The organism is Gilliamella sp. wkB108, assembly GCF_001690195.1.
Lineage (GTDB): Bacteria > Pseudomonadota > Gammaproteobacteria > Enterobacterales > Orbaceae > Gilliamella > Gilliamella apicola_L.
Genome location: NZ_LZGM01000083.1, coordinates 48,566 through 70,539, shown reverse-complemented (window position 1 = coordinate 70,539; position 21,974 = coordinate 48,566). Strand labels below are relative to the sequence as shown.

24 protein-coding genes are annotated in these 21,974 nt (G+C 36.1%); 14 read left to right on the top strand and 10 right to left on the bottom strand.

Annotation, left to right across the window (positions count from 1 at the left end; all coding sequences use genetic code 11):
• Positions 1-128 precede the first annotated feature (128 nt).
• A complete protein-coding gene (fliE, locus tag A9G11_RS09300; protein ID WP_065619329.1) occupies positions 129-440 on the bottom strand; it encodes a flagellar hook-basal body complex protein FliE in 312 nt (103 codons plus the stop codon).
• A 176-nt stretch (positions 441-616) separates the two neighbouring features.
• On the opposite strand from fliE, the gene fliF reads away from it, so the two are divergent.
• From fliF to fliR, 13 genes are all read left to right on the top strand, one after another.
• Complete coding sequence (gene fliF / locus A9G11_RS09295) at positions 617-2,326, top strand: flagellar basal-body MS-ring/collar protein FliF (protein ID WP_065619328.1); 1,710 nt, start codon at positions 617-619, stop codon at positions 2,324-2,326.
• On the top strand, positions 2,323-3,321 hold the full coding sequence (gene fliG / locus A9G11_RS09290) for a flagellar motor switch protein FliG (protein ID WP_065619327.1): 999 nt from the start codon (positions 2,323-2,325) through the stop codon (positions 3,319-3,321). The genes fliF and fliG overlap by 4 nt, the downstream gene beginning before the upstream one ends.
• A complete protein-coding gene (locus tag A9G11_RS09285; RefSeq protein WP_176701260.1) occupies positions 3,314-4,066 on the top strand; it encodes a flagellar assembly protein FliH in 753 nt (250 codons plus the stop codon). The genes fliG and A9G11_RS09285 overlap by 8 nt, the downstream gene beginning before the upstream one ends.
• Positions 4,067-4,091: 25 nt before the next feature.
• Positions 4,092-5,441 (top strand): flagellar protein export ATPase FliI, encoded by a 1,350-nt coding sequence (gene fliI / locus A9G11_RS09280; RefSeq protein ID WP_065619325.1) that lies wholly within the window; start codon positions 4,092-4,094, stop codon positions 5,439-5,441.
• Between the two features lie 9 nt (positions 5,442-5,450).
• Entirely contained in the window at positions 5,451-5,915 is a 465-nt protein-coding gene (gene fliJ, locus A9G11_RS09275) for a flagellar export protein FliJ (RefSeq protein WP_065619324.1), read from the top strand.
• Entirely contained in the window at positions 5,905-7,104 is a 1,200-nt protein-coding gene (locus tag A9G11_RS09270) for a flagellar hook-length control protein FliK (RefSeq protein WP_065619323.1), read from the top strand. The genes fliJ and A9G11_RS09270 overlap by 11 nt, the downstream gene beginning before the upstream one ends.
• A 293-nt stretch (positions 7,105-7,397) precedes the next feature.
• Entirely contained in the window at positions 7,398-7,865 is a 468-nt protein-coding gene (locus tag A9G11_RS09265; RefSeq protein WP_065619322.1) for a flagellar basal body-associated FliL family protein, read from the top strand.
• Positions 7,866-7,870: 5 nt separating this feature from the next.
• Positions 7,871-8,920 (top strand): flagellar motor switch protein FliM, encoded by a 1,050-nt coding sequence (gene fliM, locus A9G11_RS09260; protein ID WP_065619321.1) that lies wholly within the window; start codon positions 7,871-7,873, stop codon positions 8,918-8,920.
• Entirely contained in the window at positions 8,913-9,293 is a 381-nt protein-coding gene (gene fliN, locus A9G11_RS09255; protein ID WP_065619320.1) for a flagellar motor switch protein FliN, read from the top strand. Before fliM ends, fliN begins: the two co-directional genes overlap by 8 nt.
• Entirely contained in the window at positions 9,293-9,733 is a 441-nt protein-coding gene (gene fliO / locus A9G11_RS09250) for a flagellar biosynthetic protein FliO (RefSeq protein ID WP_065619319.1), read from the top strand. The genes fliN and fliO overlap by 1 nt, the downstream gene beginning before the upstream one ends.
• 4 nt (positions 9,734-9,737) lie before the next feature.
• Entirely contained in the window at positions 9,738-10,475 is a 738-nt protein-coding gene (fliP, locus tag A9G11_RS09245) for a flagellar type III secretion system pore protein FliP (protein WP_065619318.1), read from the top strand.
• 8 nt (positions 10,476-10,483) lie between these two features.
• On the top strand, positions 10,484-10,753 hold the full coding sequence (gene fliQ / locus A9G11_RS09240) for a flagellar biosynthesis protein FliQ (RefSeq protein ID WP_065619317.1): 270 nt from the start codon (positions 10,484-10,486) through the stop codon (positions 10,751-10,753).
• A gap of 5 nt (positions 10,754-10,758) precedes the next feature.
• Entirely contained in the window at positions 10,759-11,553 is a 795-nt protein-coding gene (gene fliR / locus A9G11_RS09235; protein WP_065619316.1) for a flagellar biosynthetic protein FliR, read from the top strand.
• 1,308 nt (positions 11,554-12,861) lie between these two features.
• On the opposite strand, the gene A9G11_RS09230 is transcribed toward fliR, so the two are convergent.
• The 8 genes from A9G11_RS09230 to A9G11_RS09195 form a co-directional block, all read right to left on the bottom strand.
• Complete coding sequence (locus A9G11_RS09230) at positions 12,862-13,197, bottom strand: helix-turn-helix domain-containing protein (RefSeq protein WP_141674396.1); 336 nt, start codon at positions 13,195-13,197, stop codon at positions 12,862-12,864.
• The gene (locus tag A9G11_RS09225) at positions 13,184-13,513 is read right to left on the bottom strand and encodes a transcriptional regulator (protein WP_065619315.1); all 330 of its coding nucleotides are present in this window, start codon (positions 13,511-13,513) and stop codon (positions 13,184-13,186) included. Before A9G11_RS09225 ends, A9G11_RS09230 begins: the two co-directional genes overlap by 14 nt.
• A 743-nt stretch (positions 13,514-14,256) precedes the next feature.
• A complete protein-coding gene (locus tag A9G11_RS09220) occupies positions 14,257-14,592 on the bottom strand; it encodes a zinc ribbon domain-containing protein YjdM (protein WP_065619314.1) in 336 nt (111 codons plus the stop codon).
• Between the two features lie 320 nt (positions 14,593-14,912).
• Positions 14,913-15,683: a class I SAM-dependent methyltransferase gene (locus tag A9G11_RS09215; RefSeq protein ID WP_065619313.1), complete on the bottom strand. Its 771-nt coding sequence runs from the start codon at positions 15,681-15,683 to the stop codon at positions 14,913-14,915.
• 16 nt (positions 15,684-15,699) lie between these two features.
• Positions 15,700-16,047 (bottom strand): cupin domain-containing protein, encoded by a 348-nt coding sequence (locus A9G11_RS09210; RefSeq protein WP_065619312.1) that lies wholly within the window; start codon positions 16,045-16,047, stop codon positions 15,700-15,702.
• A gap of 26 nt (positions 16,048-16,073) precedes the next feature.
• Positions 16,074-16,814 (bottom strand): ABC transporter ATP-binding protein, encoded by a 741-nt coding sequence (locus A9G11_RS09205; protein ID WP_065619311.1) that lies wholly within the window; start codon positions 16,812-16,814, stop codon positions 16,074-16,076.
• Complete coding sequence (locus tag A9G11_RS09200; RefSeq protein ID WP_065619310.1) at positions 16,811-17,860, bottom strand: FecCD family ABC transporter permease; 1,050 nt, start codon at positions 17,858-17,860, stop codon at positions 16,811-16,813. Before A9G11_RS09200 ends, A9G11_RS09205 begins: the two co-directional genes overlap by 4 nt.
• Complete coding sequence (locus tag A9G11_RS09195; protein ID WP_065619309.1) at positions 17,850-18,944, bottom strand: ABC transporter substrate-binding protein; 1,095 nt, start codon at positions 18,942-18,944, stop codon at positions 17,850-17,852. Before A9G11_RS09195 ends, A9G11_RS09200 begins: the two co-directional genes overlap by 11 nt.
• A 98-nt stretch (positions 18,945-19,042) precedes the next feature.
• Between A9G11_RS09195 and A9G11_RS09190 the strand changes: the two genes are divergently transcribed.
• Complete coding sequence (locus tag A9G11_RS09190) at positions 19,043-19,756, top strand: Crp/Fnr family transcriptional regulator (protein WP_065619308.1); 714 nt, start codon at positions 19,043-19,045, stop codon at positions 19,754-19,756.
• A 53-nt stretch (positions 19,757-19,809) separates the two neighbouring features.
• Here A9G11_RS09190 and A9G11_RS09185 read toward each other — a convergent pair whose 3' ends face one another.
• Positions 19,810-21,873 (bottom strand): TonB-dependent receptor family protein, encoded by a 2,064-nt coding sequence (locus A9G11_RS09185; protein WP_065619307.1) that lies wholly within the window; start codon positions 21,871-21,873, stop codon positions 19,810-19,812.
• Positions 21,874-21,974: the final 101 nt, after the last annotated feature.

Sequence of the window (21,974 nt, the reverse complement as noted above, 5' to 3'; positions counted from 1 at the left end):
CATCAAATCAATTCAATTCAGTATTAAAGGGGGGGATAACTTAAAAGGGATAGCTTAAAAGGTCACTATGTTACCCCTAAACAGGCTTTTTAGGGGGGAAGGGGTTAAGCAAAATTTAGTTGAGCTTATTAGATATTCATATTCATGATTTCTTGATAGGCTGCGACCAATTTATTACGCACTTGGATGCCAAATTGTAAGGAAACCGATGATTTTTGCATATTGACCATAACTTCATTTAATGAAGTGTTAGGTTCACCCATTTCGAATGCTTTAGCTTGATTGTTGGCCTGAATTTGGGTTTGGCTAATGGTATCTAGCGCAGTGGTTAATTCTGTCAGAAAGTGGTTATGATTGGTTGGATTTTGTTGCTTAACCGTACTTTCTGCTTCATTTAGCTTTATTTGCGCAACTGAATTAAAAGGATTTATTGTATTCATTGATATAAAAAATGCCGATTTATCTTCATTAATATACTGCTCAATTTATCATACGACTGAAAATCTAAATGGTGTAAGTAAGGGGAAAAGGATATGCTTTTTTAGCTATTGATTTTTTTAAATACACAGATAATAAACTCCAGAATTAATCTAATCAGTTTAGCATCAGGATATTTATGGATAGCCAGAGTGTCGGCAACAAAGGCAAATCAAGATTAAATAAGTTACCCTTTGTCAATCAATTAAAGCAAAATCATAAAATGCTACTACTTATCGCAGGGGTAGTGATTATCGCTATTGTGAGTATTGCTTATTTGTGGCTAAAAGATGAGTCTTATGGTGTTCTATTTAGTAATTTGAATGATAAAGACGGTGGTGAAATTATTGGTCAGCTTGAAAAGATGAATATTCCTTATCGATTTTCGTCTTCTGGCTCTACCATTTTGATCCCTGAAAATAAAGTTTACGATACGCGTTTACGTATTGCCCAACAAGGTTTACCTAAAGGTGGGTCGATTGGTTTTGAATTACTCGACAAAGAAAATTTTGGTATGAGTCAGTTCAATGAACAGATCAATTATCAGCGCGCTTTAGAAGGTGAATTATCCAGAACAATTGCAATAATTAGTAGTATTGAAGATGCCAGAGTGCATTTAGCTATGCCTAAGCCGTCTTTATTTGTTCGAGAAAGAAAATTCCCTTCGGCTTCTGTTGCATTAACCTTATTGCCGGGTCGAGCTTTATCGCAAGGTCAAATTGATGCCATTATTCATTTGATTTCAAGTAGTGTGCCTGAGTTGCAAGCAGACAAAGTCACCATTATTGATCAGCATGGTAATTTGTTAACCGGTGAAAATTATCGGGAAAGAAATGCTAACGTTGCACAGTTAGAGTTTAGTGAACGTATTGAAAATAGTATCCGTGAGCGAGTTGAGAAGATCATTATTCCGGTTATTGGTAAAAAAAATGTTATGGTGCAGGTCAATGCCGATGTGGATTTTAGTCGGCAAGAATCAACCTCGGAAACGTATGATCCTAATAGTGATGTTGCCAATCAGACTATTCGTAGTAAACAGCAAGTTGAAAATCGTCAGCTAGCTAACAGTCAATCAACAGGCGGTGTACCCGGTGCATTATCTAATCAACCTGTGCCAACACCTAGCGCACCGATTGATGAACAAGAACAACCCTCAGAACAAAACGATAAGCAAAAAATTTATAATTTACAATCTAATAACACCTTAAATTTTGAAGTTAATAAGCAAATTATACATAGTCAGATCCCCGAGGGGCGAATTAAGCGTTTATCAGTTGCAGTTTTAGTTAATTATAAATTTGTAACCGCAGAGCCAGATACGGCTAATAATCAAGAGAGTGATAGTGATGCAAGTACTAGCACTAATCATTGGGTTAAGCTTGATAATGATGAACTTAAAAATATTGAGGCATTAGCTCGTCAGGCGATGGGATTTTCTGATTTGCGTGGTGATACATTAACGGTGGCGAATTTGAAATTTACTGATCAAATCTTTGATTTGGATGAATCAATTTCATTTTGGCAGACTCCGGAATTTTATGAACTTATTAAAACTGTGGTTAAGTACTTAATTTTAATTGTGATCCTATGGTTGCTTTGGCGCAATATATTCAAATCAATCTGGTTGAAATTACAACAGCAGTGGTTAGTGACTCATACTAACAACGCGGATCCTCAATCAAGTTTAGACGGTAAGGTAGATTATAAAGCGCATAGTAAACAGCAACAGAAAATATTTGAAGATAATATGCAACAACAACAGTATATTCGACAAATTGTTGAGAAAGAGCCTCGTGTAATGGCCTTAATTATTCGTGGTTGGATGAATAAAGGAGATGCGCATAAATGAAATTAACGGAATCGCAAAAAGCGGCTACGGTGTTAATGGTATTAGGCGAAGAACTCGCAGCCAAAGTGTTGCAATACCTTAGCCCTAAAGAGGTACAGCAAATTAGTAGTTCTATGATGTCATTACCGCAACTTTCTCAAGAACAATTAAAAGGTATTTTAAATGAGTGTCAAATGACGCTTGAAGGGTGTGCAGTATTAAATACTAATACGAATGAATATTTACGTTCGATCCTGGAAAAATCAATAGGAACTGAAAAAGCGAGTCGTTTACTTGATGAGTTGTTAGAGACAGATCGTGAAGAGGCAACAGACGGACTTGAAATGTTAAATTTTGTCGATGCGGCTCGAGCGGTAGATCTGGTTAAAAAAGAACATCCACAAATTATTGCCACAATTTTAGTGCATTTGAATCGTGATTTAGCGGCTGAAATTTTAAGTCTGTTTGATGATGAATTGCGTAATGATGTGATGTTACGAATCGCTACTTTTGGTGGGGTTGAACCGTCTGCACTAGAGGTTTTATCAACCTCTTTATCTACCTTGTTACATGGTCAAAATGTCAAACTTAATAATCTTGGTGGCATACGTACTGCGGCTGAAATTATCAATCTGATGAAAAGTCAGCAAGAAGAGTTGGTTATTAATGCATTGCGTGACTATGACGGTGAATTGGCACAAAAAATCATTGATGAGATGTTCTTGTTTGAAAATCTGGTTGAAGTTGATGACAGAAGTATCCAGCGTCTACTTAAGGAAATCGATAATGAGACACTGATTATTGCATTAAAAGGCGCATCAACGACGTTACGCGATAAATTACTTAGTAACATGTCACAACGTGCCGCAGCTATTTTACGCGATGATTTAGAAAATCGTCCTCCGGTTCGATTATCACAAGTGGAAACCGAGCAGAAGAAGATTTTGGTTATTGCGCGTCGATTAGCCGAAAGTGGTGAAATGATCTTAAGTAGCGGTGATGATGAATATGTATAATCAATCAAACATATTGAATTGGCAACCGTTAAATTTTCAGGATCTCTCCTCTTGCAGGCGATCACAATTGACTAAAAAAAAGCAAGATAACAACGTAGAGATAATTGACGCTGAATCAGAGCCGGAGATTGTTGAAGATAATTCAGTTGCTATTGAGCAAGATTTACAACAGTTAAAAGAAGAGATTAAAGCGCAAGCGTATCAAGAAGGGTTTAATTTAGGTAAAGAAGAGGGATTTACAGCCGGCAAACAGTTAGGTTATGAACAAGGTTATCAGATAGGTGAGCGTGAAGGGCGGGAACATATTGAGCAGCAACTTAATGATGAAAAAGCGCATACGATGCAAGCTATCACTAACCTATTGACCAATTTTCAACAGTCCATTAATGACCTTGATGAATTAATTGTTCCTAAATTAGTTGATTTAGCGTTATTAGCTGCACAAAAAACGGTAGGTTCAATTTCTAAAGTAAAACAGAAACAATTAGTTTATACAATCAAGGCATTACTTGAACAGTGTTTGTTGATATCTGGACCAATCATATTACATATTAATCCCGATGATTTTATTTGGCTTGAACCTATGTTGGGTGAGGAAATTAAGCAAGATAATTGGCAATGGATTGCCGATCCTAATGTCGAATCAGGTGGATGTAAGTTATTTACTGAAACCAATGAAATTGATGCAAGTATTTCAAATCATTGGCAGATAATGGCTGAGAGTTTGCAGGGAGATGATCAATAAGGTGCGTTTTTCTTCAAAGTGGTCAATGAAAATCACTCAAGCAATGGAACAGTTACAATCTATCTCATTGATTCGCCAATATGGACGACTGATTAAAGCATCAGGATTGGTACTTGAGGCAATTGGATTAAAGTTGCCACTAGGCTCAAATTGCTTTGTTGAAAGACAGTTACAAGATAAAACGGAAGCGGTAGAGTGTGAAGTAGTTGGTTTTCATGATCAGATTCTTTACCTTATGCCGTTTGAATCTACCGAAGGCATTTTATTAGGTGCGAGAGTTTATACTTTGCAATATGATTTGGCTCATTTTAGCCATAAAGTATTGCCTATCGGTAAGGCTTTATTAGGTCGGGTATTGGATGCAACCGGTAAGCCACTTGATGGCAAACCGTTGCCGGAAAATGTGAAGTTTCAAGGATTAGCCAATAAAACCCTTAATCCCTTGCAGAGGACACCGATACATCGTGTGCTTGATGTTGGAGTAAGAGCGATAAATGCACTGTTAACGGTTGGTCAGGGACAGCGAATGGGATTATTTGCGGGTTCCGGTGTCGGAAAGAGTGTGTTACTCGGCATGATGGCACGTTATACCGAAGCAGAGATTATTGTTGTTGGTTTAATTGGTGAGCGTGGGCGAGAAGTTAAAGATTTTATCGAAAATATTTTAGGTGAAGAAGGTTTAGCTAGAGCGGTCGTGGTTGCTGCGCCGGCCGATGTCTCTCCGTTATTACGCCTGCAAGGCGCTGCATATGCAACTAAAATAGCGGAGAATTTTCGCGATCAAGGTTTTAATGTGTTACTGATTATGGATTCATTAACGCGTTATGCAATGGCGCAACGAGAAATCGCGTTAGCTATTGGTGAACCGCCAGCAACCAAAGGCTATCCTCCTTCAGTGTTTGCCAAATTACCGGCACTGGTTGAAAGGGCGGGTAATGATGCCACCGGAAAAGGATCGATTACGGCATTTTATACGGTATTAACCGAAGGTGATGATCAACAAGATCCGATTGCTGATTCGGCACGAGCAATTTTAGATGGGCATATTGTTCTATCCCGTTCACTTGCTGAATCGGGGCATTACCCAGCCATTGATATTGAAGCTTCGATAAGTCGAGTGATGACCGATTTAACTCCGCCAGAAGATGAGAAAAAGTCTCGTTTATTTAAACAGCTTTTTTCAAGTTATCAGCGTAATCGTGATTTGATTAATGTGGGTGCTTATGTAGCGGGTACTGATCCATTATTAGATAAGGCGATAACGCTATTTCCTGCGATGCAAAAATTTTTACAACAAGGTATTAATGAGCATTGTAGTTATCAAGAAGCTTATCAACAGTTAGTCAGTATTGTTGCGCCAACCTTAGCGAGTTAGGAAAGAGAAATGGTAACTAAAAATTCTGGACAGTTAACTTTTTTAACCTTGAAAAAGTTAGCGCAAAAATCGGTCGATGATACGTTAATTAAGTTAAAAAAAGCCAATGAGAATTACCATAATGCCAAAGTACAACTCGATGTATTAAATAATTATTATATTGAGTATCAGCAAAAATTAGCTAATGCCTTAACGCTTGGTATTAAAGGCAGTGAACTGAATAATTTTAATGCTTTCATTACCACTATTGAACAAGGTATAACGCAACAACAGCAGTTATTAATAACCTTGAATATGAAACAAAAACAGATAACTGACAAACTTAATCAATGCCAGAAAAATCTAAATACTTATGAAACGTTATTAGAAAAGCAACATCAGCAATATCAACTACAACAGAACCGATTACAGCAAAAACTGACGGATGAATTTGCTCAGCAACAATTAGCAAGGAGAATATTAAATGAATATTAATATTATTAGCGCAATGACCCCTTCTCAGTCATCGGGGCAATCAGAAGCCGAGCTATCAGTAGATGATGATCTATTTCAACAATTATTACAGACCAATAAAAAACCAGTCAATACAAAGGCTGAGCTGCATCATTCAGTAAAACAACCGATGATTAGCGAAAGAGAATCAGACGATACAGAGCAAAATCTTGATATTGTATCCATGATTGTCCCTTTATTTGATAGATTAGTTGAAGAGCCGGCTCAATCTTTGACCGGTAATGCTATATCAAAAGAAGCAGATAAGTTAACTAATGCTATATTAACAGCCAATATCACCACTCTCGATCAGTCCGATCCAACCAGTACAGCGTTATGGGTTGATAGTGATGTGGACGGTAAACAATCGCCCATTATTAAAGAGCAGGTAACACCTTTACGCCAATCTACTCATGAAAATCAACCGTTGGTAAGTGTATTCACTCCAGCAGAAAATAATAAACAATTGTTTGCATCAGCAACCGATATCACGTCCAGATCATTATCTTTGGAAACTGTAGCACAAGGTAAGAATGAACAATCACCGCAAAGTGTGTCGCAAATTGGGAGTGCTTTACAAAAAACCGATCTGTCGGAAACTCACTATTTAGCCAATACTGACAATAAAGCGGTAATGGTAAATACCGATCAAGTAACGTCGTTTATTGCTGATAATCATATACCAAGCCAGCCGTTGACCCAAACGATACCGGTGACCCACACAATGAACTTATCAATGCCGGTTAATCTTAGCCAATGGCAAGCTTCCTTGACTGAACAGATTGTTATGTTGACTCGTCAAGATATTCAAACAGCTGAAATTAAACTACACCCGCAAGAGTTAGGATCATTACATATAAAACTGGCTATGCATGACGATAATATGCAGTTACATATGATGACAGCGCATGCCGTAGTTAAAGGGGTATTAGAATCAGCATTGCCATTCCTCAGAACTTCGTTAGAAGAACAAGGCATTACGTTACAGCAAGCAGATGTGAGTGATTTTTCGATGATGAATGATTCGCAACACTCAGCGATGTTTAATCAGGCAAAATCTCATCGACAAGCAGCTTTAGCATCATCAGAGACAAACGAACAAGTTGTCTCTGTTGAACAATCACCACTAAGTCAAAATGTGAAGCCGGTGGGTTTGAGTATATTTGCCTAGTTATGAATAAGATTATTGCTATTTAATATTGGATCTTTCCACAATTGAAAAGCTGAAAAAGCTAGGTTTTTTACTGTCTATTCTTTAAATCAATTTATCAGGCATGATTTATTATTCTTGTTATTTTATATATCCAACTGCGTTTTGAGTGGAATTTTAACTGTGAATTTGCCTTTAGTTTGCTTTAAGTTACATCAATATTAAGGATATTAAATAGTAAACAGTTAATTTTTTGAGATCACAGAGCTTATTGGTTATCAATATTATTAATTTTTACTGAGACATTAATAAATATGCCAACTACCAAGAAAAAACTGAGTATTTTTAGCGTAGTACTTATTCTAATTACGCTACTAGCATTAGGTGCCGCTGTTTATTTTTGGTACCAAAGTCAATCCAAAAAACCGGTACAAGTTCAAGAAGAATTACCTATTGCATCACCGGTATTTTTTACATTAAAACCATTTACTGTTTCATTACCTATTGCCGAAGATAGTCTTGACATTAATAAAGTGCTTTATATAGGTATGGTATTACGTATTGCTGATGAGAATCAAAAAACGGTGTTATTGGAGTATTTACCAGAAGTAAGAAGTGATGTTTTATTGTTAGTCTCGAAACAGACAGTAAATAATTTAAAAACCGAAACAGGTAAGCTTGAATTGCAACAACAAGTCAAAATGACGCTATCACGACAATATGACACTAAACATTCAGTGAAAATCGATGAAGTCTTATTTACTGACTTTATTATACGGTGATTATCATGTCTGATAAACAAGAACCGACCACCGAAATCAATGAACATGAAGAGCTTGATGAGTTATCAGATCCACAATCAATCAGTCAGGATAATGCTTATCAAGATGCTACCTTTTCTTCCTTAATTTCAGGTAAAAAAGCCAATGTTCGTCCTTATGATCTGTCGGTAAAACATAGTTTTATACCTGAACGCCTTACCGCGTTAGAGATTATTAATGAACGTTTTGCTCGTCAATTCAGAATTGGTTTATTTAACTTATTGCGTCGTAATACCGATGTGATTGTCTCTCCCATTGAACCACAAACATTTAATGACTTTTCGGATATCTCATCGACAAATCACTTAAATTTAGTACATCTTAATCCATTGCGCGGCTCTTGTTTATTTTCATTTTCACCTGAATTAGTGTTCATCGTTGTCGATACTTTATTTGGTGGCGATGGTTATCTGTCACGGATAGAGACGGAAGAACGAGAGTTTACCCATACTGAACAGCAAATCATTAAACGTGTTTTAGAATTAGCATTAGCGATCTATCAAAACGCATGGACTGATATTTATACCATTGAAACTGAATATATTCGCTCTGAAATACAAAGTAAATTTACAAATATTACCAGCTCTCATGATGATATCGTTTTAACTTCAACATTCACCATAGAAATAGGTAGTAGTAAGGCAACATTTTGTATCTGTATTCCTTATTCAATGGTTGAGCCAATTAAAGAGTTATTGATTAAGCCACCTAGCGAGCAGCAATCTTATCAAGATGATAATGTTTGGATGAGTTCGTTAACCAGCGGGATTAAGCAATCAATGGTTGAATTAGTAGCTAATTTTAGCCAAATTCAAACAACGGTAGCTAAACTCCTAGCGTTAAAAGTGGATGATGTTCTTGTGATTGATAAACCAACAAATCTCGATGTGACTGTAGGGGGAGTCCCTATTTTAAAAGGATCTTACGGTAAAGTTAATAAACAATATGCAATTCAAGTGGAACGGGTAATTAATCCGGTATTAGAGCAATTGAGTGAGGGAATGTTCAATGACTGATGTCAAACAAAATAGCGAAGATAATCAATCTACCAGTACAGATAGTGAAGATTTAATTACCAAAGAAGCCATTTTTGAAACGTTATCGCCACAACATACGGAAGATAAAAAACAAGATATTAATCTTATTTTGGATATTCCTGTAAGTATGAGTGTTGAACTCGGTAGAACGAAAATGGCGATTAAAGATTTACTCAATTTAACTCAAGGCTCGGTAATTGCTTTAGATGGTCAAGCAGGCGAGCCTTTAGATATTCTGATTAATGGTTATTTAATTGCTCAAGGTGAAATTGTCGTGGTGGGTGAGAACTATGGTGTTAGGATCACTGATATTATTACTCCCTCAGAACGTGTACGCAGATTGAGTCGTTAATGAGTAATAACCCATTGAATGAAACGTCAAGTAAAGTTCTGACCACTAATTCGATTATAAATCACTCTTCGCCAGCTACCGATTTGCATGGCTATTCACAATTTGGATCAACCATAGGAATGGTTCTTTTTGGCATTATCAGTGTTATTTTACTCCTTGCTTGGTTAGCAAAACGCGTTGGTTGGAAAAGACACAGTGGCAATTTGCTTGATGTTAAAGCCAGTTACATGATTACCCCAAAAGAACGCATTATGTTAGTTCATGTTGATCATCAATTATTGGTGGTAGGCGTAACTTCTCAGCAGATGACTTTACTTCATACAATCAGTGAAGAGCGAACACATTTACTGTTATCACAAACTACAAATGCTAAGAGTGGTTTTAAAAATAGTTTATTTCATCAAATATTGCAATCAACACTGAAAAATAGAAAGGGATAAACGAGTGCAGAAATTCACCTTATTGATAAGTCTATGGTTATTTAGCCAATTCAGTCATGCTGATACCTTACCGTTATCAATTATTAGTGAACCAGCACAACAGGGTGGGCAAAGTTGGTCTTTACCCGTTGAAACCTTAGTTTTTCTTACTTTACTTACCTTTATTCCGGCAATTTTGCTTTTGATGACGAGCTTTACGCGTATTATCATTGTATTAGGTTTATTACGTAATGCGCTAGGTACGCAATCTGCTCCACCTAATCAGGTTATTTTAGGCGTTGCTTTATTTATGACATTTTTTATTATGTCACCGGTTGTAGATAAAATTTATCAAGATGCTTATATACCTTATTCACAAAATCAAATTACTATGCAACAAGGTTTGACAACAGCGGCAAAACCATTACGTGAATTTATGTTAACCCAAACGCGCGAAACTGATCTTGCTTTATTTGTGAGTATGTCGAACCTTAATGAAATTGCAACCCGTGAAGATATCCCATTAAGAGTACTGGTTCCCGCTTTTGTGGTAAGTGAATTAAAAACCGCCTTCCAAATTGGATTTACGATATTTATTCCCTTTTTGGTTATCGATCTGGTTGTGGCAAGTACTTTAATGGCACTCGGGATGATGATGGTGCCTCCGGCAACCGTATCACTACCATTTAAATTAATGTTATTTGTATTGGCTGATGGTTGGCACTTATTGCTAGGTTCATTAGCTCAAAGTTTTTTTAGTTAAGGAAGAGTATGCCAACAGAATATATTAGTAGTTTGGCGATGCAGGCCATAAAAGTCGCGGCTTCGCTGGCAGGGCCTTTACTTTTAGCTGCATTAATTACTGGATTAATTATCAGTATCTTACAAGCTGCAACACAAATTAATGAAATGACCTTATCTTTTATCCCTAAAATTATCGCGGTAATTGTGGTGTTAGTGATTTTAGGGCCATCGATGTTATCAATTATGACCGACTATATCAAAATGGTCATTACTGGTATACCTAATCTTACCAGTTAAATTTAATGATTATTGATATTAACAATTTATTTAATATTGATTTTTTTTCATTGATTAAAGACTGTTTGTTGCCTTTTATCCGTATTTTAGCGCTGATTATGGTCGCGCCAATAACAGGTGAAAAAGAGGTGCCTAATCAGGTCAAAATAGGTTTGGCATTACTAATTGCGATACTCCTTCCTCTGCCAAGATTTGATGATCCGATTGCAATATTTTCTTTAATGGGGATATGGTTAATTTTGCAACAAATTGTTATTGGTATTATGATTGGTTTTACAATGCAACTTGCTTTTATAACAGTAAGATTTGCCGGTGAGTTAATCGGTATGCAAATGGGATTAGGTATGGCGACTTTTTTTGATCCCATTGGTGGGCCGTCTACCTCAGTGCTTTCACGTTTAATCAACATTATAGCTTTACTTATCTTTTTAAGTTTAGATGGTCATTTGTGGTTATTGTATGGTTTATCAAATAGTTTTCACATTATCCCTGTCAGTCCAACACCATTAAAAGAGAATGGTTATTTAGCCTTAATTGATGTGACTAGTTTGCTTTTTATCAATGGAATTATGTTAGCTTTACCGTTAATGACATTGTTACTAATTATTAACATGGCATTAGGGTTATTAAATAGAATAACGCCACAATTATCTATTTTTGTGGTGGGTTATCCTTTAACACTATTATTAGGATTAACGATGTTAACTTACTTAATATCAACATTACCTACTTTTACTGAGTATGTTTTTGAACAAATCGTTACCCGAATTTCAGCTATGCTTTGGTATTTAGTGGATTAAACATAAGGAGAAGAAAGCGTTTTATTTAGGAGAGTCAATTGTATAGCAGTATCAACTTACCGTCACTTTATCTTACTAATATAGAGCCTGAAAATCAGTTTAACTTTATCGCGAGCATTACAATCAATTACTCAATATCTACAATACTGACCAAATTACTTGTAAAAAAAATTCAGGTTAGCTATACGTTTTAGTATAAATATCAGGCTGAATTCAACATCTAAGTGCGAATCGAGTTAATAAAAGGCTAAATTATTTGTCATCTTCTATTTAATATGCATTGCGGTAAGTTGTACTACTGTTTGACCTATGCATGTCAGCCGATTTGTAAAAATAATTCAGGAGTCTATACCGTTTAAACTTATTAAAACGCCTGAATTCAACCTCTAATTGTGAATCAAGTTAGTAAAAGGCTAAATTATTTGTTGCCTTTTTTTAATATACATTGCGGTAAGTTGTACTACTGTTTGACCTATGCAGGTCAGTTGATTGGTAAAAATAATTCAGGAGTCTATACCGTTTAATCTTATCAAAACGACTACAACTCAACCTTTGAATGCGAATTAAATTAGTAAAAGGCTAAATTATTTGTTGCCTTTTTTTAATATACATTGCGGTAAGTTGTACTACTGTTTGACCTATGCAGGTCAGCCGATTTGTAAAAATAATTCAGGAGTCTATACCGTTTAATCTTATCAAAACGGCTACACTCAGCACTCTGAGTGTGAATCACGTTAGTAAAAGACTAAATTATTTGTCGCCTTCTATTTAATATACATTGCGGTAAGTTGTACTACTGTTTGACCTATGCAGGTCAGCCGATTTGTAAAAATAATTCAGGAGTCTATACCGTTTAAACTTATTAAAACGGCTACACTCAACCTCTGAGTGCGAATCAAGTTAGTAAAAGACTAAATTATTTGTTGCCTTTTTTAATATACATTGCGGTAAGTTGTACTACTGTTTGACCTATGCAGGTCAGTTGATTGGTAAAAATAATTCAGGAGTCTATACCGTTTAATCTTATCAAAACGACTACACTCAGCACTCTGAGTGTGAATCAAGTTAGTAAAAGGCTAAATTATTTGTCATCTTTATTTTAGTTAAGATTCGCACTTAGTACTTGAATTTAAGAATGATTTTAGGTTGCTTAATGCATTAGTGTTTAAGAAACGATGAAATCGAATCTAAGTAAGATAATTACATAGCAGTGTATTAATTCAAATTTAATCTGACAGGCATTAATTATTACCTAGCATTGATTTTAATAAAATACTTGTTCGATGAATAAATTAGATTGCGATTTATTTACGCAACCTGAATGTTATTTTTATCGATTTCCTGAAGTATTTCAGGATGTGTAAAAGCGATTTTAATCAACATTTTCGCTGGTCCTTGTGGTTTGCGACGGCCTTGTTCCCAACCTTGTAATGTTCTTATTGAGATGCCAAGTAAGTCGGCAAACTCCGATTGGCTCATGCCTGTTTTTTGTCTAACTTTTGCCACAGATGTTAACTTTACTTTGGTTGTTCTTCCTACTTGACCTGCTAGCATTTGGTCAACTGAAGCGAGTAGAAGCTCACCCAGTTCTTCATCGGTATACACACCATCTTTATGTATGGTTAGTTCTTTATTTTTTGCCATGTTTTGATTCCTTCATTTTTTTCTGTAGTTTGTGCAGGATATGTGCTGGAATGTTTTCTGTTTCGGATTTTTTATAAATAATCAATAGATTGATATACCCATTTTCTAACTCATTATAATAAATGATTCTTACACCCTTACTTTTGCCTGAACCCGGAATATTCCAACGAACTTTTCTACATCCGCCGGATTCTTGCACAATATCTCCGGCATCCGGGTTCTGTGCGATATACACAAAAAGTTCATTCCTTTCTTCTTCGCTGAGAATCTCATCTACCATTTTGGTAAATATCGGCGTCTCAATAATTGTATACATACATTGTGCCTCATTGACGTATAAAATCAACTTTTTTTAAATCATTATTTACATTCAATATCTAAAATTGATTCGAGTTAGTAAAAGGCTTGATAAGGTATTTTGTACTTGAGCCTTTTGTTTGGACGATGATATAACCAATTTTCAACTTCTCTAATTTTTTTATCACTGATGCTATCAAATACCACGCTCTTCGGGAAGTATTGTCTAACTTATTCATTTAATTCTTATTACTTTCTTTATCCAGATTACAGTAAATTTATGCATCTGACTATGATAGTAATACCCTCAGTAGTCTTTATTGTGTGATAAATGGCATAATACATGTCTTCGCAGTATTTTAGTGTTAACTTTTTACTTCAAATCTGTACGCTTTAGACAAGTAATCAAGTATCTTTCTTTACAGGTAAGTGGTTTATATTTCTTGATGTGATATCAACTTTGAACGGTGATAGATTAATCATTATAAATGGCCTACCTTTTTTATTGTCACTATTTTTTGAGTTAAGATTCGCATTTAGTGCTTGAATTCAAGTTTGAATTCAATATTAGTAAAGTAGTAAAACTTTTTGTAAAGAAGTTTCAGGTTAGATATACGTTTTAGTATAGGTTTTAATTATAATTTAGTGGTATTAGTGAAAAGATAGGTGTAACAGCAGGATAATCAATTTGTTAACCACAATATAAAATCGGGGTGTGAGATTTTAATGCTGATTATATCAGCATTAAATGACTAATAGTGATTAGGCTTTTTTCACAAAACAGGCTTTAAGCATGACCTTCATATTATCAATTTTACAATCGATTTCATGATCACCTTCGACTAAACGGATGCCTTTTGCTTTAGCCCCTTTTTTAAGTACGGTAGAAGATCCTTTTAATTTAAGATCTTTAATTAAAATAATATCATCACCGTCGGCAAGTAAATTACCATTGCTATCTTTTACTTGTAATACATCGGTATCAGATGAAGTTTCATTGGGATCCCATTCATGAGCGCATTCAGGACAAATATACAATGAACCGTCTTGATAGGTATGTTGAGATTGGCAAATAGGGCAATTAGGGATTGATTCCATGATTTATGTTGATTCCAGATTAAATAAAATGGCGCTCACTATAACAAAAAAACGCAGTTAAGTCATGGCAGTGATGCGCTTAATTTTATTCAATTTGTTACTTTTTGCATTGAATTAATGCCATTATTCATGATAATCGTCAATCTAATTAGTTTGGTGGTTTATATTATTTAAGTAACGTTTAAGTAGATTATGTTATGTGGTAAAGGGTAATGTTAGGATTAATCGTGTCAGGTTTACCCTAAATGTGCGTAAACCTGAGTGAAACGTTATTAGTTGTACAAATAAATTAGTATGTTCATTTCTGCCAAGTTAAGCCGTTATTTAGGTTTAACACTGCATAAAACGATGTAATTGAGCTGGTGACTATTGTGTTTAAACGTTTTAAACATCTTAAAAAACTGTGGACGATTCTGCTTGCGTAATGCATTGCGAATAATTTTGAATGTACCTAACCAACCTTCATCGGTGATCATGCCTTTAGGGGACATTAATGTCATGCTGTTGTGGTCGGATTTAATATCGGTAAATCCAATACTTGCGAAAAGGTTAAGCCATGCATCATAACTAATTGGCTGGGCATTAACATTGATTGCTTGGTGTATGCGTTCAATGATCTCTTTCGCTTGTTCTGGATTAACTAACATAATATCATGCGTGAGTAGTTTTCCGCCGGGTTTTAATACTCGGAAATACTCTTTGAGTAGGTGAGCTTTGGCTTTATCGGCATACATGGTTAACATCGCTTCATTAATGACAATATCAAAGCTGTTATCGGCAAAGGGTAATTTGGATGCATCAGCTTGCTGTACATTAACTAAATTAGCAACGCCATTTTTTTCGATATTCTGTTTTGCTTGCGCAAGAGCCAGTTTGTCCATATCGATGCCAGTTACATGACTACCAAATCGTTTGGCAATTTCAATTGAAGTGGTTCCCATGTTACAGGCAATTTCTAGTACCTGAGTTTGTGGTGTGAATCCCGCTTGCTGAAACAACCATTGTGTCGCTTTTTTTCCTCCGGGACGTAATCGGGTTTTGCCTAAACGGGCAAGGAATTTATGACCTGCTTCTTTTTTATTATTATTCATGATGTAATTCCTTATATTAATTGGTTTTTAATGTGATTTCTCTCAACATGATTAACAACATTTTGGCTGCTTGTGGTGCTTCAACTGCATGAGGTATATTTGCAGGCATTCTTACAATGGTACCGGGTGTTGCTTTAACCGGTTTGCCGTCGATAATTAGTGTTAGTTCTCCTTCAATTACCATGACAATAGCGTCAAATGGCGCACTATGTTCGGATAATCCTTGTCCTTTATCAAAAGCAAACAACGTTAAATTACCACCTGTGGTTTTAGCTAGGATACGACTAGCAATACCTTGTTCAGTCGAGTTAATTAGTGATGCTAATTCAAGTGCTTGAGCTGGGTTAATGGTGTTATTTGACATAAGATGCTCCTGTTGATGATTAAGTGTTAATGGAACAACGGTACTACCGCTTGAGTGGTTCCGTTATTATGTTTAATGGGTTCAATGGCAATGGGTATTTGATATAATTCAGTCAGTGCTTTTTCTGTTACTACTTCAGCCGTTGATCCAAATACAACCGGACAAGCACGATGTAATAGCAATGAATATTGAGCAATATGTAATGCGTGCTGCGGATAATGACTGGTAAATAAAATGGTTAGGTGGCGACTTTGAGCTAGTTCGCGAAGTATTGCCAAAATAAGATCTTGGTTATGCAGATCTAGGGCTGATGTCGGTTCATCAAGGATAAGAATTTGAGGTTCACTGGCTAATGCTCTGGCTATCATGACCATCTGTTTTTCTCCTCCACTGAGTTGATTAAATGGTTTATCAGCAAAAGGCGTTAATCTTAAATAATCTAAACAATCAGCAACGATCTTTTTATCTTTTGAAGTGGGGGATTGATACCATGCTAAATGTCGGAGACGTCCTAAACTCACCATGGTTTGCACACTATAACTAAATAATAGCGGATTTAACTGTGGTACATAAGCAACTTGCGCATTTAGGCTAATTTGGCCGGTGTAATTGCGTTGAAAACCTAATAATAAACGCAATAAAGTGGTTTTACCTCGTCCATTAGGACCTAATATGGCACCGATTTTTCCTTCTGGTAAACAAAAACTGAGTTTATCAAATAAACATTGCTTATTTATCGAAAAAGAGAGTTGGTTAACGTTGATCATGATAAGTTTGCTCGTCGGTTAAAAGAGCGTAATAACACCGCAAAAATTGGCGCTCCTACTAATGCAGTGATAATCCCTAATGGGATCTCAGCACTACTTGCACTACGCGCTATGGTGTCAACGCTTATCATATAAATTGCACCTATAAGTGCGGAAGAGGGTAACAATATACGGTGATCATGACCAAGTATAAAACGGGCAATATGGGGAATAATTAATCCCACCCAGCCGATCGTACCTGAAATAGCGACCGTTGCACTGGTAATTAAAGTTACGCTGCTTAAAATTATCCAGCGGGTTTGGGTTGTTGATAATCCTAATGCTTGTGTTTGTTCTTCTCCTAGTGATAAAGCGTTTATTCTGAAGCGGTAGCCAATAATGATGCTACTACCTATCATCACAGTTGGTAATACAATCCACAATTTTGTATAGCTAGCGGTTGAAAAACTACCCATTAACCAAAAAACGATTGTCGGTAAGGTATTATTAGGATCTGCAAAGTAGGTGATTAGTGATATGAGTGCAGCAAAAAAAGCGTTTACCACCACGCCGGCCAAAATTAGGATAAGTAATCCTTGTCCGGTTTGTTTTTGGAACGCTAAGAAAAAGACCAATAAGATAGCAATAATCCCACCAATAAATGCCCAAGTGACGGTAATTATCATGGATGAAAACAATAATATCGCAAGTACGCCACCAAAAGCTGCACCAGATGCAACACCAATGATTTGTGGCCCCACTAATGGATTGCGAAATACACCTTGTAGGGCGGCACCAGCAATTGATAGACCAGCACCTGTTAATCCGGCAATAAGTATGCGCGGTAATCGAGAATTAAGTACTACATTTTGAGCGGTATTGCTCCAATCTATTGTAATGTTATGCATAGCATGGGGTAATAGGGCATTACATAAAATTTTAGTGACTTGCCAAGTAGCAATAGCATACCGACCAACACTTAATGATAAAAAAACGACAATAAGCAATAGCAAAATTAGCACTATCCATTTGATGAGCTTAATCCAATGCTGTTTTTTATTGTTCATTAGTGCCTCTATTTTGGTTTAATGAAAACAGCGGATAATTAGAAACTTGGTTCAACTGGATTTGTAAAATCTGGTCAATTTGCGCTTGACTAACATGGTAATTATAAAGCTCAAGATAGTGCTTAGCGATTAATTCTCGTAGCGGCCATTGAATGGTTTTGGGATGAAAAATCATGGATAACCATAACCAATAAAGTGGGGTTTCTTGATTAGGTGCATCCCAAATAAAACCACCAATAGGCAGTTTAAATACTCGACGGTTTTTTACCGCTGTTACGTCCGCTAACAGTGGGTTATCATAGACATCTTGAGGTTTTAACCCTTGTTCAAAATTACCTAATAAAATGATATCAGGATCCCAAACTAAAATTTGTTCAATATTTAAGTTTCGTGCGCCATATAGATCTTTATTTAGACTGATACCACCTGCTAATTCAAAATCGAAATTATTATGTGATGTTGCGCCGAAGGTTTGGATACTTGAATTAAAATACAGTAGGTAAAGGACTTTCGGTTTCTCTATCTCTGGTATATTTTGGGTTACTTGCTGTAGATCGTTAATCACTTGGTTACGCCAATCAATCATAGCTTGTGCTTTAGTTGGATGATCCAGTGTTTCACCCATTAATTCGATCCATTTTTGGGTATAGACTTCTTTACCATAATTTAAGGTAGCAACCGTTAATCCGACATTTTCCATAGGGGTAATAATATCATCACCACGATGCCCCCATTGCCATACCAGATCAGGTTTAACACTTAATAATGTTTCAATGTTTGGCATAAAATTGTTGCCTACAGTATCAGAACGGATATTGATAATATCCGGAAACATTTGGCTTAACATGCCTTCTTTGGCGGCAACTTTTGCAAATGGGTGCATACCTACTAAGTGATGAGTACTTTCATCCATGCCGACTAGCATTGATGCCGCCGGAATCGGGATGACGACTATGCGTTGCGGAGCATTGTCCAGTTTTATCTCGCGATCGTTCATATCCTTAAATTGAACAGGTTGACTTTGTGCTGATTGGTAACAGCTAAATAAAAAACAAAAAGTTATACATAAAACATTATATTTCATAAGGTTATTCCTAAATAATAAAACCATTTTGCTCATTGAAATGAGAATTATTATCAATTATATTGGAAATATTTTAAGAGTATCTTTAGGCAAAACCTATGACATTTATCAAAAATACACCAACTCAACAGCAAATTTTAACTTGGTTAAATCATGTTAAGTTGTTTGAAGGATTAACTAAGGATGCTTTAATGCCAATTGTTGAAAATGCTAATTATATTGAGTGTGGTAATGGAGAGATAATCAGCTATGAAGGTATGCCTTTATCTGGTTGTTCTTTGGTTATTTCGGGTAAAGTAGAGGTTTTTAGAAATACCTATTTGGGTGAGGAAAAGATTTTTGGCATTTTTTCAAGTTATCAATTAGTGGCAATTGCTGCTGTATTTATGCCTCATAATCGTTTGCCAATGACTATCCGAGCTAAAACCGAGTGTTCAGTGCTTTTACTTGAAAAAAATAGCATTTTGCAAGTTTGTGAAAATAATCCCATTATTATGCAACGGCTTTTAACCCGTTTTAGTGCTAAATTGTACGAACATATTAATAATATTGATTGGTTAACCTCTAGTTCAGCTGAACAGCGATTAGCAGCTTATTTTTTATCATTATGTTCTAAACAATCTTATCAATTTAGTTTACCTATTTCGCGAGGGCAACTAGCAACCAAGTTAGGTATGCGTTATGAAACATTGAGTCGTTTGATCTCTAGTTGGCGCAAGCAGCAGATTATTGAGATTGAAAGCAATAAAATTCATGTTTTGAATGTCACTTATTTGAATGAGTTGACGCTTCCTTCCCAACGTTCATTTTGAATGAACTAAATCTGACAACTATTGTTTAGCTGTCAGATAATTGATGTTTAAGTTTAAAAATGATAGACAATTCCACCATTAACATTAAAGCCCATTCCTGGGAATAAGGTCATGTCATCTTTTGATGTTACGGCACGATTTGCTACTGATGCAGTGGCATAATGTTTATCTGCGAGATTATCAGCTGTTAAGTAAGCTGACCAACCATGAACACTTTGATAATTTACTTTAAAACCCAAAATCGCATACTTTTCACGACGTTGTACTTTCATGTTGTTAGCATGATCGACCGGTGCATCGGTTGGTGACCAGTGCAGATTGGGTCCAAATGACCAGTTGTTCACTTTATATAAAATATCTGTGGTAATAATATTTCTTGGAATACCGGCAATGTAATTATGATTATATTCTCCTCCCATAAAGCGGAAGTCGCTATAAGTCCACGTTAAATGGTAGTCAATATCGCCAACAGCGAAGGGAACTAATCCCTTTAATCCGGCTTCAATACCTTGATGACGTGTCTTACTGGCATAATTGAATACACCAACTGCCGTTCCGCTTGAATCATAAGTGGTAATATATTCATCTTTAATGATACTTCGATACAAAGCAACGTCCCAATTTAAACCTTGTATAATTTTACCATTACCGCCAATTTCAGCTGTGACGCCTTTTTGGCGATCTAACTTATTCATTTGCGCTTTAAATCCATTACTGGTGATAATCTCACGAAATGATGCTGGTTCATTACTGGTGCTTACGTTAGCATAAAAGCGGTTGTCTTGCGTTGCGTTCCATATCACGCCGATCTTTGGCGACCAAAAAGTCCATGATTGATCCAAAGAACCTTTTGCATGACGCATATCGACATCGCGTTTTGCACGGGTTACTTTGGTATCTAAATTGAGTTGCCAAGCATCATCAATTTGCCATGATGCGCCAATCGCACCATATATATTTTCGGCGGTTGCATCAAATTTACCAAGATTACGTTTATTCATCATGGTATGGCGACGATTCATTAATAATTTGCGATCAAGATCGGTTTTATCCCAAGCAACCGTACCACGATAAGTAAAATCGCCTAATGTTGTATTATATGCAAGCTGTGTACCGGTGGTGTTTGCACTGCTTAAAATATAGGTTGTTGGTGTGACAAAGTTGTCGTGGGTTCGTTGATGCCATATGCCAAGTTCAATAGTTTGATCGCCAAAACTCCAACTAGAACGGTTGGCAATTCGTCCTTGTTGGACATTACGATGTGGGTTTCTTAATTCAACGATTTTAAAAATACTGGTTGGATCACTCTTTAATTTATTTTGTGATAGTGGACCGGGTATATCAAAGCGTAAGTCTGTCCAACTTAGCCATGTACGGTTTTCAAAGTTTTCGCTGCTATAACCAAAATTAGAACGAACTGTTTTTCGCTGAGAGGTTGAATGATCGCGATAACCATCAAAGTGGTCATAAGATAAACTTAACCGACCGTCAATTCCATACTCTTTACTGTTATTGCCAAACGCAACTTGGGCTGCTTCTCTGCCAAATGAGCCATATTCATAGCGTGCAGTGCCTAATTCATCTTTTCCTGTATATGAGATGAAATTTAATTCACCACCCAAGCTATTACTTTGTGGATGAGTATTATTTGCACCGCGATAAACCGAGATTAAACGGGTGTCGCGCATGTCTAAAGTGCTAATGTGGAAATCACCGTCAGCATCGGTAATGGGTAAACCGTCTTGCAGTAATAAAACGCCACGAGAAAGGGGAAAACTCTGTACTCCAGAACCCCGAATATTAAGGCGAGCTTGATCTGTACCGCCAAAAAAGTTTTGGATAATGATCCCCGGTTGGTAATCTAATGCATCTTGTAGAGTTGATAATCTATTTTCTTGTTCCGGAATGATAAGATTGGTTGCGCCAGCTGTTTGTTTGAGTTTTGCTTGTTCTTGTTGATAAGTCGGCGATAATGAATCTTTTTTATGCAAATCGTTATCTGGCGTGACAATAATTTCGTCAGTTTTTGTTTCAGCAAATGCCAAATGGGAAAATAAAATTGTTGAACAAAGGGTACTTAAAATAGTCAGTTGAGCTGTTTTTTTTATCTTACACATAATCTCTTATATCTCATTTGATGTTAATGATAATGATTATTATTTATACATTAAGAAGAAAAACCTATGACATTTATCAAATAAGATAAAAAAAGAGAAAA

Excerpts from the sequence above, each read along its gene's own strand:
- A9G11_RS09210 (WP_065619312.1), bottom strand. The coding sequence starts at position 16,047 with ATGTCAAATAACACCATTAACCCAGCTCAAGCACTTGAATTAGCATCA.
- A9G11_RS09200 (WP_065619310.1), bottom strand. The coding sequence starts at position 17,860 with ATGAACAATAAAAAACAGCATTGGATTAAGCTCATCAAATGGATAGTG.
- fliM (WP_065619321.1), top strand. The coding sequence starts at position 7,871 with ATGTCTGATAAACAAGAACCGACCACCGAAATCAATGAACATGAAGAG.
- A9G11_RS09270 (WP_065619323.1), top strand. The coding sequence starts at position 5,905 with ATGAATATTAATATTATTAGCGCAATGACCCCTTCTCAGTCATCGGGG.
- A9G11_RS09265 (WP_065619322.1), top strand. The coding sequence starts at position 7,398 with ATGCCAACTACCAAGAAAAAACTGAGTATTTTTAGCGTAGTACTTATT.
- A9G11_RS09285 (WP_176701260.1), top strand. The coding sequence starts at position 3,314 with ATGTATAATCAATCAAACATATTGAATTGGCAACCGTTAAATTTTCAG.
- A9G11_RS09190 (WP_065619308.1), top strand. The coding sequence starts at position 19,043 with ATGACATTTATCAAAAATACACCAACTCAACAGCAAATTTTAACTTGG.
- A9G11_RS09185 (WP_065619307.1), bottom strand. The coding sequence starts at position 21,873 with ATGTGTAAGATAAAAAAAACAGCTCAACTGACTATTTTAAGTACCCTT.
- fliO (WP_065619319.1), top strand. The coding sequence starts at position 9,293 with ATGAGTAATAACCCATTGAATGAAACGTCAAGTAAAGTTCTGACCACT.
- fliR (WP_065619316.1), top strand. The coding sequence starts at position 10,759 with ATGATTATTGATATTAACAATTTATTTAATATTGATTTTTTTTCATTG.
- fliJ (WP_065619324.1), top strand. The coding sequence starts at position 5,451 with ATGGTAACTAAAAATTCTGGACAGTTAACTTTTTTAACCTTGAAAAAG.
- fliQ (WP_065619317.1), top strand. The coding sequence starts at position 10,484 with ATGCCAACAGAATATATTAGTAGTTTGGCGATGCAGGCCATAAAAGTC.
- A9G11_RS09230 (WP_141674396.1), bottom strand. The coding sequence starts at position 13,197 with ATGGCAAAAAATAAAGAACTAACCATACATAAAGATGGTGTGTATACC.
- A9G11_RS09205 (WP_065619311.1), bottom strand. The coding sequence starts at position 16,814 with ATGATCAACGTTAACCAACTCTCTTTTTCGATAAATAAGCAATGTTTA.
- fliN (WP_065619320.1), top strand. The coding sequence starts at position 8,913 with ATGACTGATGTCAAACAAAATAGCGAAGATAATCAATCTACCAGTACA.
- fliE (WP_065619329.1), bottom strand. The coding sequence starts at position 440 with ATGAATACAATAAATCCTTTTAATTCAGTTGCGCAAATAAAGCTAAAT.
- fliF (WP_065619328.1), top strand. The coding sequence starts at position 617 with ATGGATAGCCAGAGTGTCGGCAACAAAGGCAAATCAAGATTAAATAAG.
- fliG (WP_065619327.1), top strand. The coding sequence starts at position 2,323 with ATGAAATTAACGGAATCGCAAAAAGCGGCTACGGTGTTAATGGTATTA.
- A9G11_RS09195 (WP_065619309.1), bottom strand. The coding sequence starts at position 18,944 with ATGAAATATAATGTTTTATGTATAACTTTTTGTTTTTTATTTAGCTGT.
- fliI (WP_065619325.1), top strand. The coding sequence starts at position 4,092 with ATGAAAATCACTCAAGCAATGGAACAGTTACAATCTATCTCATTGATT.
- A9G11_RS09215 (WP_065619313.1), bottom strand. The coding sequence starts at position 15,683 with ATGAATAATAATAAAAAAGAAGCAGGTCATAAATTCCTTGCCCGTTTA.
- A9G11_RS09225 (WP_065619315.1), bottom strand. The coding sequence starts at position 13,513 with ATGTATACAATTATTGAGACGCCGATATTTACCAAAATGGTAGATGAG.
- A9G11_RS09220 (WP_065619314.1), bottom strand. The coding sequence starts at position 14,592 with ATGGAATCAATCCCTAATTGCCCTATTTGCCAATCTCAACATACCTAT.